This is a genomic window from Streptomyces phaeoluteigriseus, from assembly GCF_001896135.2.
GTDB classification, from domain to species: Bacteria; Actinomycetota; Actinomycetes; order Streptomycetales; family Streptomycetaceae; genus Streptomyces; species Streptomyces phaeoluteigriseus.
The window spans coordinates 248,598-262,043 of record NZ_MPOH02000009.1 but is presented as its reverse complement, the minus strand read 5'-3'; the positions used below and the strand labels follow the sequence as shown (position 1 = coordinate 262,043).

The following is a 13,446-nucleotide window of genomic DNA, read 5'->3' as shown; positions in this document are numbered from 1 at the left end:
CTTTCGTGTGCTTTTCACCAAAGACCTCAAGGGAGTTGGAAGGGGCGCCGACAAAAGATTCGTGAGTACCCTTGCGCACACCATGATGACCGCCGCCCGCTCCACCGACTCCGGTCTGGCCGGCCCGGGCGAACTCGACCGCTACCCCTTCGCGGAGGGCCCCGCCGCCGACCGCGTCGGCAACCCTGTCTGGGAGGGTGCGGAACCCGAGCTGGGCCGTGTCGGCCGGCGTGGCGCGGGCAGCCGCGGGCGCGGGCTGCACGGCCAACTCGTCCAGCAGCTCGGCCAGATGATCGTTTCCGGCGATCTGGGTGCCGACCGCCCGCTCGTGCCCGAGGAGATCGGCCAGCGCTTCGAGGTCTCCCGCACCGTCGTCCGTGAGTCGCTCCGGGTCCTGGAGGCCAAGGGACTCGTCAGCGCCCGGCCGAACGTCGGCACGCGTGTGCGTCCCGTGAGCGACTGGAACCTCCTCGACCCGGACATCATCGAGTGGCGTGCCTTCGGCCCGCAGCGCGACAGTCAGCGGCGCGAGCTGAGCGAGCTGCGCTGGACGATCGAGCCGCTCGCCGCCCGTCTCGCGGCCGGGCACGGGCACGAGGACGTCCAGCAGCGCCTGTCGGACATGGTCGAGATCATGGGACACGCCATGGGTCAGGGTGACGCGCTCACCTACTCCCGGGCCGACGCCGAGTTCCACTCGTTGCTCATCCAGATCGCGGGCAACCGGATGCTGGAGCACCTCTCCGGCATCGTCTCCTCCGCCCTTCAGGTGTCCGGCGGTCCGGTCACGGGCTGTGACCGGCCGACCGAGGCGTCCCTGGGTCACCACGGCAGGATCGCCGACGCGCTCGCGGCGGGAGACGGCGCCGCCGCCGAAGCGGCCATGCGCCAGCTGCTCACCGTCCATCCCGAGGTGGAGCGGGTCGTCCCGGCGCCCCGCGAACACTGACCCCACACCGCGGCCGGGGCGGCCGGGGGTGCCTTCCCCCTGCCGCGTCGTCCCTGGCCCTCCTCGCCCTCCCCGTCGACCCCGCACGACCCGCCATGGGCCTGCGGGGTCCGACCGCGCGTCGAGGCCGATTGGGTTGCAATGGTGTGGGTAGACACTGCGGGTGACCTCATCTGCCCTTGTCTGCCCGTTTTTGATTGTTTACGGGGTGTGACTCGGGCCACGAAGATTGGGCGTAACGCTCATGGAAGCAGCGCGATGACCTAAGAGGTACCGCCGCGGAGGGAATACGGACGCCGTTCAAGGCGCTGTGCAACTTCCCCGGCCGCCGCCCGCACCGTCGGCCCACCCCCAAGGCCGGTGGTCGGCTCCTGTCCGTAGTGGACGGGGCCGGAAGCCGTTTTCCAACGTTCCGAGAGGTTGTTCGTGTCGGCCAGCACATCCCGTACGCTCCCGCCTGAGATCGCCGAGTCCGTCTCTGTCATGGCGCTCATTGAGCGGGGAAAGGCTGAGGGGCAGATCGCCGGCGACGATGTGCGTCGGGCCTTCGAAGCTGACCAGATTCCGGCCACTCAGTGGAAGAACGTACTGCGCAGCCTCAACCAGATCCTCGAGGAAGAGGGTGTGACGCTGATGGTCAGTGCCGCGGAGCCCAAGCGCACCCGAAAGAGCGTCGCAGCGAAGAGTCCGGCCAAGCGCACCGCCACCAAGACGGTCGCGGCGAAGACGGTGACCACCAGGAAGGCCACCGCCACTTCCCCCGCCGCTCCGGCCGCGCCCGCTGTGGACGACCCCACAGACGAAGCCGCCACCGAGAAGAAGGCAGCCGCCAAGAAGACGGCCGCGAAGAAGGCGACCGCGAAGAAGGCCGCGCCCGCCAAGAAGACGGCTGCGAAGAAGACCGCAGGCAAGAAGGACGACGCCGAGCTGGTCGAGGACGAGGCCGCCGAGGAGACGACCCCCAAGACGGGCGACGAGCCCGAGGGCACGGAGAACGCCGGATTCGTCCTCTCCGACGAGGACGAGGACGACGCGCCCGCCCAGCAGGTCGCCGCCGCCGGCGCCACCGCAGACCCGGTCAAGGACTACCTCAAGCAGATCGGCAAGGTCCCTCTGCTCAACGCCGAGCAGGAGGTCGAACTCGCCAAGCGCATCGAGGCCGGCCTGTTCGCCGAGGACAAGCTGGCCAACGCGGACAAGCTCGCCCCCAAGCTCAAGCGCGAGCTGGAGATCATCGCCGAGGACGGCCGCCGGGCCAAGAACCACCTCCTGGAGGCCAACCTCCGCCTGGTGGTCTCCCTGGCCAAGCGTTACACCGGCCGCGGCATGCTCTTCCTGGACCTCATCCAGGAGGGCAACCTCGGTCTGATCCGCGCGGTCGAGAAGTTCGACTACACCAAGGGCTACAAGTTCTCCACGTACGCCACCTGGTGGATCCGTCAGGCGATCACCCGCGCCATGGCCGACCAGGCCCGCACCATCCGTATCCCGGTGCACATGGTCGAGGTCATCAACAAGCTCGCGCGCGTGCAGCGCCAGATGCTCCAGGACCTGGGCCGCGAGCCCACCCCGGAGGAGCTGGCCAAGGAGCTCGACATGACCCCGGAGAAGGTCATCGAGGTCCAGAAGTACGGCCGCGAGCCCATCTCGCTGCACACCCCGCTGGGCGAGGACGGCGACAGCGAGTTCGGTGACCTCATCGAGGACTCCGAGGCCGTCGTCCCGGCCGACGCGGTCAGCTTCACGCTCCTCCAGGAGCAACTGCACTCCGTCCTCGACACCCTGTCCGAGCGCGAGGCCGGAGTGGTCTCCATGCGCTTCGGTCTCACCGACGGTCAGCCGAAGACCCTCGACGAGATCGGCAAGGTGTACGGCGTCACGCGCGAGCGCATCCGCCAGATCGAGTCCAAGACGATGTCGAAGCTGCGTCACCCGTCGCGTTCGCAGGTGCTGCGCGACTACCTCGACTGAGTCGACTCCGTACGACGGCGAAAGGCCCGGTTCCCCCTCGGGGGGCCGGGCCTTCGGCTTGGCCCGCGGGTGCGCGGTGCCGTGAGCTGCATCACTCTGGGTGTCCATTGATCACTCCTGAGTGAGGAGCGTGCATGCGTCGTCCCTTTGTCCGGGTGCTGACCAGGCCGCTGGTCCTGGTGACCGCGGTCATGGCCATACCACTGGTGTCCGCCGCCCCGGCGGCCTCCGACGGTGTCGTCGTGGGTGGCTTCCCGGTCGATGTGTCGGACAGTCCCTGGACCGTCGCCCTGTCCAGCCGTGACCGGTTCGGACGTATGCGCTCGGGGCAGTTCTGCGGGGGAGTGGCCGTCGGCCCGACCACGGTGCTCACCGCGGCCCACTGCATGGGCGAGGAAGTCCTGGGGGTGCCCCCGGGCCGGGCGCACGACCTGAAGGTCGTCGCGGGGCGTACGGACCTCTACTCGGACGCGGGTCAGGAGATCACCGTGAGTGAGATCTGGGTGAACCCGGCCTACGACAGTTACAGCAATTCCGGCGACTTCGCCGTACTCAAGCTGGCCACGCCGCTCCCGTCGGCCTCGGTCATCGCTATGACCGGCGTCGGCGATCCGGCGTACGTCCCCGGTACCGAAGCCATGGTCTACGGCTGGGGAGACACCACGGGGGGCGGCTCCTACGCCCACGGGCTGCGGGCCGCTCGTGTGCATGTGCTGCGGGACAGCGTCTGCCAGAACGCGTACCCCGGGCCGGCCGACGGTTCGTACCGGGCGAAGACGATGGTGTGCGCCGGGGAGGCCCAGGGAGGCCGCGACTCCTGTCAGGGGGACAGCGGCGGGCCGCTGGTCGCCCAGGGTCGACTGATCGGCCTGGTGTCCTGGGGGGATGGGTGTGGGCGGGCCGGGAGCCCCGGCGTCTACACGCGGGTGTCCGACATCGTCAGAACACTGCGCTGGGAAGCCGCGCTGCCGGGCGCGGCATCGGCGTCAGGCGGGAGCTGAGCCGGGATTCGAACGAGTGCGGGCGCGCCCGCCTGGGACGCAGGGCGGCCGCCCGCTACCAGCCTGTGCCGGTGGTCGCTCGTCGTTGAACGCGATCTGTCAGCGCTCTTCTTCTGAGGCGGGAACGGCAGTCAGCCGCTCCGTCTCGTCCTGTATCTCAGCGGCGATCTTCTTGAGTTCCGGCTCGAACTTGCGACCGTGGTGGGCGCAGAAGAGCAGTTCTCCGCCGCTGAGCAGGACGACGCGCACGTACGCCTGGGCGCCGCAGCGGTCGCAGCGGTCAGCGGCCGTCATCGGGCTCGCGGGGGTCAGAACAGTAGTCACGTCGCCTCTTCTCTAGCTCGACGAGCTGTCGTACCAGGGTCAACATCCAACCAGCCCCAAAACGTTCCCGCTCGTGGCTTCTCCTCGAAAAAATCTTCCGAGGCGGCCGTCTGCTGCCGGTTTGGCGGCGAATGTGCCGTATTACGTATTGGCTGTGTCGTACGGTTTCGCGCTGTCGGTCAGGGTCCGGTCCTCCCGGCTGGATTGCCGGTTTGTTCAAGAGGACGTGCCCGGAGCCTAAATGGTTCATGCCCCGAAGGGAACGTGATATGTACTTCACTCCATCGAGGGATCGAACACGCATGCGACGCTCGACTAGTGTGAGTTCGGGGGAGGGTGGCGTGACAACGGCTCTACCAGGCCTCGGTACCCTCTTTGCGGCGACCGAAGCCGCGCCCTTACCCAATGAGGGCCCATCTGAAATTCAGCGAGGAGCGAACCGCGTGACCGCCGATACGTCCGTGCCGTCCACAGCGCTGCTGGCAGGAGCAGACCGGGACGGTTCCAACTACACCGCGCGCACCTGCTCGTCCTCGAAGGCCTCGAGGCCGTACGCAAGCGCCCGGGTATGTACATCGGGTCGACCGACAGTCGTGGTCTCATGCACTGCCTCTGGGAGATCATCGACAACTCCGTCGACGAAGCTCTCGGCAGCTACGGCGACCACATCGAGGTGATCCTGCACGACGACGCCTCCGTCGAGGTGCGGGACAACGGCCGGGGCATCCCCGTCGACGTCGAGCCGAAGACCGGCTTGTCCGGTGTCGAGGTCGTCATGACCAAGTTGCACGCCGGCGGCAAGTTCGGTGGTGGCTCGTACGCCGCATCCGGCGGTCTGCACGGCGTCGGCGCCTCGGTGGTGAACGCCCTCTCCGCCCGGCTCGACGTGGAGGTCGACCGAGGTGGGCACACCCATGCGATCAGCTTCCGCCGCGGCGTCCCGGGCGTGTTCGCCGGGGACGGAGCCGACGCGAAGTTCGAGCCCGCGAGCGGCCTGCGCAAGACCAAGCGGATCCCCAAGACCCGCAACGGCACGCGCGTGCGCTACTGGGCCGACCGGCAGATCTTCCTCAAGGACGCCAAGCTCTCCCTGGAGCACCTTCACCAGCGCGCCCGCCAGACCGCTTTCCTGGTGCCCGGGCTGACGATTGTGGTCCGTGACGAGTACGGGCTGGGGGAGGGGGGCAGCAAGGGCGAGGAGTCCTTCCGCTTCGACGGCGGAATCAGCGAGTTCTGCGAGTACCTGGCCACGGACAAGCCCGTCTGCGACGTCCTCCGCTTCACCGGTCAGGGATCCTTTAAGGAGACGGTCCCCGTCCTGGACGACCACGGCCAGATGACGCCGACGGAGGTCACCCGCGAGCTGGGCGTCGATGTCGCGCTGCGCTGGGGCACCGGGTACGACACGACTCTCCGGTCCTTCGTCAACATCATCGCCACCCCCAAGGGCGGCACCCATGTGGCGGGCTTCGAGCAGGCCGTCGTCAAGACGATGAACGAGGTGCTGCGCTCCAAGAAGCTGCTGCGCGTCGCCGAGGACGACATCGTGAAGGACGACGCCCTGGAGGGCCTGACCGCCGTCGTCACGGTCCGGCTTGCCGAACCCCAGTTCGAGGGGCAGACCAAGGAGGTCCTGGGCACTTCGGCGGCCCGCCGCATCGTGAACACCGTGATCTCCAGGGAACTCAAGGCGTTCCTGACGTCCACCAAGCGGGACGCGGCGGCTCAGGCGCGGGTCGTCATGGAGAAGGCCGTCGCCGCCGCACGCACGCGTATCGCGGCCCGGCAGCACAAGGACGCCCAGCGCCGCAAGACGGCCCTGGAGTCCTCGTCCCTGCCGGCCAAGCTCGCGGACTGCCGCAGCGACGACGTCGAGCGCAGCGAGCTGTTCATCGTCGAGGGCGACTCCGCGCTCGGTACGGCGAAGCTCGCACGGAACTCCGAGTTCCAGGCGCTCCTGCCGATCCGGGGCAAGATCCTCAACGTCCAGAAGTCGTCCGTGACCGACATGCTGAAGAACGCCGAGTGCGGCGCGATCATCCAGGTCATAGGAGCGGGCTCCGGGCGGACCTTCGACATCGACGCGGCCCGCTACGGCAAGATCATCATGATGACCGACGCCGATGTGGACGGCTCCCACATCCGGTGCCTGCTGTTGACGCTGTTCCAGCGCTACATGCGGCCCATGGTGGAGGCCGGCCGGGTGTTCGCGGCGGTGCCGCCACTGCACCGCATCGAGCTGGTCCAGCCCAAGAAGGGCCAGGACAAGTACGTCTACACGTACTCGGACCGGGAGCTGCGCGACAAGCTCATGGAGTTCCAGAGCAAGAACGTCCGGTACAAGGACTCCATCCAGCGCTACAAGGGTCTTGGCGAGATGGACGCCGATCAGCTGGCCGAGACCACGATGGACCCGCGGCACCGCACCCTGCGTCGCATCAACCTCTCCGACCTGGAGGCGGCCGAGCAGGTGTTCGATCTGCTCATGGGGAACGACGTGGCGCCTCGGAAGGAGTTCATCTCCAGCTCGGCGGCGACGCTGGACCGGTCGCGGATCGACGCGTAGGTCCTGTCGACGCGTAGGCCCTGCGGCTGGGCCGGGTGGTGTTCGCGGAGTGGGGCCGACCTGGTGTCCAGGTCGGCCCCACCCGGGTTCCGGGCCGTCCTCACCCATGGGCGGAGAGCGCGGCACGCTGAGATCCACCCGTGATGGGTGCCGCCGGAGGTGGGGACGAGGCGGTGCGGCCGGTCGCTGGAGCCCGCCCCGGATGAGGTGCTCATGGACCTGTGAAGGTCCCGCTGACACGGCGTCGAGGCCACCGGGCGCATCCGGGCCGAGCATCCCGGCACGCCCGCCGTGGTACTCCCGACCCGCGGCGACGCCGAGGCCTTGCCACCCCGCCTCCGAGCGGGCGCGCGGGTACCTCACCGAGGACGTCACCGAGGACGCCGGCGGCGACGAGATCGTGCGGGCCGTGCAGAAGCGTCCTGTCGGAGGGGCACGGCACTGTCGCCGAGGCTCCTGTCTGAGGACGCGGGAGGCTCACCCAGCATCCGAATGCAGCGGGCAGCGCCTGAAGCGTCTCTCGGCCCCCGAACCCGAGCTGGCGGCGGGGCCGGCGCGACGGCCCGTCCGCCGGGCTGACCGCACGGGAGTCCCGCAGACCGGGATCAACGACCGGGCGCAGGCGGTGCCTCACGCATGCAGGAGAGGGCTGGTGCGGTCGGCGACGGTGTGAACGGGCCTTCCGTCACCTGATGGGGTGAAGCGTGGGGGGAAGAAGAGTCAGGGAACTTCCCGTTCTGTCCATCCTTGGGCATGCAGTCAAGCAACGGCCGTGCCCGCGGCGGCGAGCGCGGCTCCAAGAGTTCGGGCGACCATCGGCAAGGCATGGGCCCGGCGTCCGTCGAGACACCGGGGGGCATGCGGTACGAGGACCCTTGGTACGACGCGCTCGCCTCGGGGTGGGGCGAGGCGGGAACCCTGGACCCGCCCGTGGCCGAGGTTCCGGCAGCGCGTCGGGAGCGTACGGACAGGGCCGCGGCGGCGGCTCAGGTCTACGTCGAGGTGCAGAGCAGCGAGGCATTCCGGGAAGTCCGCAGCCGATACCGGCGGTTCGTGATTCCCGCGGTCATCGGGTTCTTCCTCTGGTATGCGGCCTATGTCGTGACGGCGACCGCCGCGCCCGGGTTCATGGCCCGTCCCGTGTGGGGCGCTGTGAACGTGGCGCTCCTTGCGGGGCTCGGGCAATTCGTCAGTACGTTCCTGCTGACCTGGGCCTACTCGCGCCACGCGCGGCTGCACAGGGACCGCGCGGCGCTCGAACTGCGCTGGGACACCCAGGAACTGACGCGTGAGGCCCGGGGCGGTGCGGCGTGACCGGCAACCATCAGGCGCTGGCGTTGCTGCTGTTCAGTGTCTTCGTCGCGATCACGCTGGGAATCACGACGTGGGTGAGCCGCAGCCGGCAGGGTTCGGCGGAGGAGTTCTACGCGGGGGGGCGGCTGTTCTCCCCCATGGAGAATGGTTTTGCCATCGCGGGCGACTACATGTCGGCCGCCTCCTTCCTGGGCATCTCGGGGCTCATCTGCCTCGTCGGCTACGACGGCCTGCTGTACTCGGTGGGCTTTCTCGTGGCCTGGCTCGTCGTGCTGTTCCTCGTGGCCGAACTGGTGCGCAACTGCGGGCGCTTCACGCTCGCCGACGTCATTGCCGCACGGATGAACGAGCGCCCCGTGCGGATCGCGTCGGGGACGGCCTCGGTCACCGTGTCCGTTCTCTACCTGGTGGCGCAGATGGTGGGTGCCGGCAGCCTCGTTGCGCTCCTGCTCGGCGACACCGGAGAGGCGGCCCGGACGGGGGCCGTGATCGGCGTCGGCGCCCTCATGGTGATCTATGTGTCGCTGGGAGGGATGCGGGCCACCACCTGGATCCAGATCGTGAAGGCGGTCCTGCTGCTCGGTGGCACGATCGTGCTCACCGTGCTCGTCCTGGTGCGCTTCCACGGCGACTTCGACCGGCTGTTGCGTACGGCGGCCGAGCGCAGCGGGCACGGTGCCGCGTTCCTGGCGCCCGGCCTGAAATACGGCGGGGACTGGATCGCCCGCTTCGACTTCATGAGCCTGGGGCTCGCGCTGGTGCTGGGCACGGCGGGCCTGCCGCACATCCTGTCGCGCTTCTACACCGTGCCGACGGCGCGGGCCGCCCGGCGATCCGTCGTCTGGTCGATCGGACTCATCGGCGGCTTCTACCTGATGACGATCGTCCTCGGCTTCGGCGCGGCGGCGATCGTCGGCCCGGACGCCGTACGCGGCTCCAGCGCCTCGGGGAACACGGCGGTTCCGCTCCTGGCCCTCGACCTGGGAGGTGGAGCCGGCTCCACGGGAGGGACCGTGTTGTTCGCGATCGTGGCGGCCGTCGCCTTCGCCACGATCCTCGCCGTGGTCGCGGGGATCACGCTCGCCTCCTCCGCGTCGGTGGCCCACGACCTGTACGCCTCGCTGCGACGCAAGCATGCCGCACCGCGCAGCGAGGTGACGGTCGCGCGGATCGCCGCCGTCGGCATCGGCGTCGTCGCGATCGGTCTCGGTCTGCTGGCCCGCGATCTCAACGTCGCCTTCCTGGTGGGACTCGCCTTCGCCGTCGCCGCGTCGGCGAATCTGCCGGTCCTGCTGTACTCGCTGTTCTGGCGGGGCTTCACCACGCGGGGCGCCGTGTGGGCCGTCTACGGCGGGCTGGTCCCTGCCCTGGTGCTCGTCGCCCTGTCACCCGTCGTGTCGGGCAGCTCCCAGTCGATCTTCCCCGACGTCGACTTCCAGGTCTTCCCGCTCCAGAACCCCGGACTGGTCTCGATCCCCCTGGGCTTCCTCGCCGGCTGGCTCGGCACGGTCACCTCGGCGGAGGTGGCGGACGAGGCCAAGCACGCGGAGACCGAGGTCCGGTCGCTGACGGGGGCGGGGGCCGTGTAGGGCCCGTTGTGCGCGTCACGCCGGGCCGCGTTGGACCTGTTGTGCGCGTCACGCCGGTCTCGCGAGCGGTGTCGCTCGGTCACCTCGTGCCGCGTGGGCAGCACCTGCACAAGGAAAGGCATCGACAAAGCGACAAGTTGATGCTTCGGTCGACGGGCCGGCTCCACGGTCCTTCTCCGCCACAGCAGGGCCCTGTCCTCAGCCGCGGGTCGCCCACACGTAACGGTGTTCCGGGCGGCCCGCGTCGCCGTACTTCAAGGTGAGCCGGGCTCTGCCCGTGCGCTCCAGAAGCTTCAGATACCGCTGTGCGGTCTGGCGGCTCACCCCGGTGCGCTCGGCGATCTCCTGGGCGGACAACGGCCCTTCCGCCTGCATCAGGGACTGGCGCACGAGCGCCGCCGTGGTGGGGGAGTGCCCTTTGGGCAGCCCGGGCTCCGAGGGCGCGGACAGGGCGCCGAAGATGCGGTCGACGTCGGCCTGTTCGGCCTCGCCGCCGCTGTCGAGCGTGCGGCGCAGTTCCGCGTACGCCTCCAGCTTGGCGCGCAGGCCCGCGAAGTTGAACGGCTTGACCAGGTACTGCAGAGCGCCCTGCCGCATCGCTGCCTGCACCGTCGTGACGTCCCGGGCGGCCGTCACCATGATCACGTCGGTCTGGTGGCCACGCCTGCGCATCTCCTGCACGACCTCAAGACCCGTCTCGTCGGGAAGGTAGTGGTCGAGCAGGATCAGGTCGAGCCGCGGCAGCAGTTCCACCTGGCGGAGCGCTTCGGCCGCGCTGTGCGCCTCGCCGGCGACGTGGAAGCCCGGCACCTTCTCGACGTAGGCCGCGTTGACCCGGGCGACCCTGGTGTCGTCGTCCACGATCAGGACCTCGATCATCGCGACTCCTCCTCGACGGTGCCCTGCGCGGGTGCGGCCAGGGCGGGCTCCGGCTCGGCCTCGGTCAGGGCTTCGGGCAGTACGACGGTGAACTCGGCACCCCCGCCGAGCGCGTCGCGCACGGACGCGCCGCCGCCCTGCCGCTCGGCGAGCCTGCGCACCAGGGAGAGGCCGATGCCGCGTTTGCCGTGGGCCGGAGGCTTCTTCGTGGACCAACCCTCGGTGAAGATCGATTCATGATGCTCGGCCGGCACCCCCGGCCCCGTGTCCCGCACCCGCAGCACGACGCTACGGCCCTCGGTCCGCAACTCGACCTCCACGCGCGCGTGCGCGGTGCCGGCCACGGCGTCCAGCGCGTTGTCCACCAGATTGCCGACGACCGTCACCAGCCCGCGCGGTCGATCAGCCGGTCGGGCAGCCGCGTGCCGTCCGAGATCCACAGGGCGACACCTCGTTCGGCCGCCACGGTCGCCTTGCCGACGAGCAGGGCGGCGAGCAGCGGATCCCCGATCTTCTCGGTCACCTGCTCCGCGGTGGCCCGGTGATCGCCGACCACCTCGTCGACGAAGTCCACGGCGTCGTCGTACATCTCCAGTTCGAGCAGCCCCAGGAGCGTGTGCATGCGGTTGGCGTGCTCGTGGTCCTGGGCGCGAAGGGCGTCGATCAGCCCGTGCGTGGAGTCGAGTTCCCGCCCCAGCTGCTCCAGCTCGGTGCGGTCCCTGAGGGTGGCCACGGCACCGCCGTCGTCCGTGGGCATCCGGTTGACTACGAGCACACGCTGTCCGCGGACGGCGACCAGGTCCGTGCCGGTCACCCGGCCGGCCAGAACGTCGGACGTACGGCCCTCGCCGAGAGCCTCGTCCGGTGACCGGCCCACGGCCTCCTCACCGATGCCCAGGAGGCGCTGTGCCTCGTCGTTGAGCAGGCGGACGCGGCCGGCCCGGTCCAGGGCCACGACGCCCTCCCGGATGCCGTGCAGCATCGCCTCGCGCTCGGAGAGCAGCGCCGAGATGTCGGAGAACGCGAGGTCGCGGGTCTGTCGCTGGACCCGCCGGGAGATCAGCCAGGCGGCCAGCGCACCCACGGCGAGCGCGCCTCCCGCGTAGGCGAACAGCCCCGGGATGGCGTGGATGAGCCGGGCGCGCACACTGTCGTACTCGATGCCGACCGAGACCGCTCCGACGATCCTGCCGTCGCCGTCGCGCAGGGGCACCTTGCCGCGGGCCGAGCGGCCCAGTGTGCCGTTGTCGATCTCCATGACGTCCCGGCCGGCCAGGGCCTCGCTGGGGTCCGTCGAGACGTGGCCGCCGACCTCCTGGGGCTCGGTGTGGGACCAGCGCGTGCCGCGGAGGTCCATCACCACCACGTACTCGGCCCCGCTCGCCTTGCGGATCCGCTCCGCCGCCTGCTGCACGGGCCCGTCGACCGACGGCGGCGTGCGCCGGAGGTCCTCGGCGATCTGCGGTACGGCCGCGGTGGTCTGCGCGACGGCGAGCGCGCGGCGCATGGCCTGGTCGTCGAGCTGGTCGCTGAGCGGGGCCAGGAAGAGTCCGGTCGCGAGCACGACGACTCCCGCGGCGATCGCCAGCTGCATCAGCAGGATCTGGGAGAAGACGCGCCGGGGCATCCCGAGGCGCAGGCGACGGGCGGGGGGAGTGGGGCTCATACCCCGACGGTACGTGGGCGGGCCCGCGGATCCGTAGGGGGTGTGTTGTGTGGATCTCTTGATCGGCTCAAGAGGAAACGGTTCAGCGATCGTCTCAGGGCAAGATCGATCATGAGGGATCGGCCGGTCAGCCGACCAGAGCCGCCGGCCTGAGTGCGTGCACCGCCACCACTTCCATCCGCGCGGGTGACCCGAGGACGGCCGCCCCGCAGCTCTCCGGTCGGGGCGGCAGGGAAGCGCCCTGGGCCACGACCACCCGCCAGTGCCGACCATCCACGTGGGCGACGGTCACCTCCCAGCGGGGCGCCTCGCCCCGCGTGAGGACGACGGTGAGAGCCTCGGCCGCGTACTCGCCGGTCGCCGTCCGCACGGCCAGCTCCGCCGCCTGACCGGGCCGTTCCCACGCCGAGTTCCCGCGGCAGCCCTCCACGACGACGCGACCCTCCTGGGCGCCGTGCAGCACTTCCTTGACGGAGTGGGCCTGGGCGCGGCCGTACGCGTAGCCGTACGGCAGGACGAGCACGGTCGGTGAGAAGCGATGACCGCCCAGATGGGTGACCTCCCAGATCCCGTCGACGCCCGACGAGGAGAGTTCGGCGGCGAGAGGGCGGCCCAGAAGGGCGCAACAGCGGTCGCGCTTGCCGTTGGTGCAGACGAGGGCGAGCGGGTCGCCGGTGTGGGGGCGGCCGTGGAGTGCGGTGTCGAAGGTGTGGTGCTCGCCTCGGCCGAGCGCGGCGAAGTCGAGGTCCGCCAGCCGGCCGGGGTCGTCGGTGGTGGCGCTGCGCAGCCACACCCTGCCGGGAACGGTGTGGGCCGCGTACACCTGGCGTTGGCGAGTGGTGCCGAGGTCGGCGTGCGGCCCGGGGCGCCGGATGAGCGCGACACGAACGCCGGTGCCCTGCGCCGCGGCCTCGAGCGCGCGGCCCAGCGCCGGGTCCAGGTGACTCGACGTGAGCGCCTTGGCGCCCCAGGGGCCGGGCTGCTCCAGCAGCAGCCAGGTCGTCGCCGTGGCCGCGGTCCCGGCCATGGGCTCGTCGAGGTCCCGCGAGACGGTCGTGCACGTACTCACAGAGGTGAGCCTAACCTGACTTCGCCCGCATCGACTTCCGGTGAGGCGTGTGTCCCGACGGGCGGCACACGCGCGCGTGCCGCGCGGGTCCGGACGCCGGGGGCATCGCCTGCGTTCA

General features: G+C 70.1%; 8 protein-coding genes and 2 pseudogenes. 6 read left to right on the top strand and 4 right to left on the bottom strand.

Features of this window, described 5'->3' with window-relative positions; all coding sequences use genetic code 11:
* Positions 1-61 precede the first annotated feature (61 nt).
* The 3 genes from BM536_RS08950 (at position 62) to BM536_RS08940 (ending at position 3,921) form a co-directional block, all read left to right on the top strand.
* Complete coding sequence (locus BM536_RS08950; RefSeq protein ID WP_094102780.1) at positions 62-949, top strand: FadR/GntR family transcriptional regulator; 888 nt, start codon at positions 62-64, stop codon at positions 947-949.
* Between the two features lie 426 nt (positions 950-1,375).
* The gene (locus BM536_RS08945) at positions 1,376-2,920 is read left to right on the top strand and encodes an RNA polymerase sigma factor (protein WP_073492784.1); all 1,545 of its coding nucleotides are present in this window, start codon (positions 1,376-1,378) and stop codon (positions 2,918-2,920) included.
* A gap of 134 nt (positions 2,921-3,054) precedes the next feature.
* A complete protein-coding gene (locus tag BM536_RS08940; protein WP_073492766.1) occupies positions 3,055-3,921 on the top strand; it encodes a S1 family peptidase in 867 nt (288 codons plus the stop codon).
* Positions 3,922-4,020: 99 nt separating this feature from the next.
* Here BM536_RS08940 and BM536_RS08935 read toward each other — a convergent pair whose 3' ends face one another.
* Entirely contained in the window at positions 4,021-4,245 is a 225-nt protein-coding gene (locus tag BM536_RS08935; RefSeq protein ID WP_073492764.1) for a DUF7455 domain-containing protein, read from the bottom strand.
* Positions 4,246-4,688: 443 nt separating this feature from the next.
* Between BM536_RS08935 and BM536_RS08930 the strand changes: the two are divergent.
* From BM536_RS08930 to BM536_RS08920, 3 genes and pseudogenes are all read left to right on the top strand, one after another.
* Positions 4,689-6,811 (top strand): annotated as a pseudogene (locus tag BM536_RS08930) (DNA gyrase/topoisomerase IV subunit B).
* A gap of 753 nt (positions 6,812-7,564) precedes the next feature.
* Complete coding sequence (locus BM536_RS08925) at positions 7,565-8,125, top strand: DUF485 domain-containing protein (RefSeq protein WP_073492762.1); 561 nt, start codon at positions 7,565-7,567, stop codon at positions 8,123-8,125.
* Complete coding sequence (locus tag BM536_RS08920) at positions 8,122-9,714, top strand: solute symporter family protein (protein ID WP_073492760.1); 1,593 nt, start codon at positions 8,122-8,124, stop codon at positions 9,712-9,714. Before BM536_RS08925 ends, BM536_RS08920 begins: the two co-directional genes overlap by 4 nt.
* Positions 9,715-9,912: 198 nt before the next feature.
* On the opposite strand, the gene BM536_RS08915 is transcribed toward BM536_RS08920, so the two are convergent.
* The 3 genes and pseudogenes from BM536_RS08915 to BM536_RS08905 all read right to left on the bottom strand — a co-directional run bounded on the left by BM536_RS08915 (position 9,913) and on the right by BM536_RS08905 (position 13,328).
* Positions 9,913-10,593, bottom strand: coding sequence for a response regulator (locus tag BM536_RS08915; RefSeq protein ID WP_073492758.1), 681 nt, complete (start codon positions 10,591-10,593; stop codon positions 9,913-9,915).
* A pseudogene (locus BM536_RS08910) lies at positions 10,590-12,259 on the bottom strand (ATP-binding protein). Before BM536_RS08910 ends, BM536_RS08915 begins: the two are co-directional and overlap by 4 nt.
* Positions 12,260-12,386: 127 nt before the next feature.
* Entirely contained in the window at positions 12,387-13,328 is a 942-nt protein-coding gene (locus tag BM536_RS08905) for a ferredoxin family protein (RefSeq protein ID WP_094102779.1), read from the bottom strand.
* Positions 13,329-13,446: the final 118 nt, after the last annotated feature.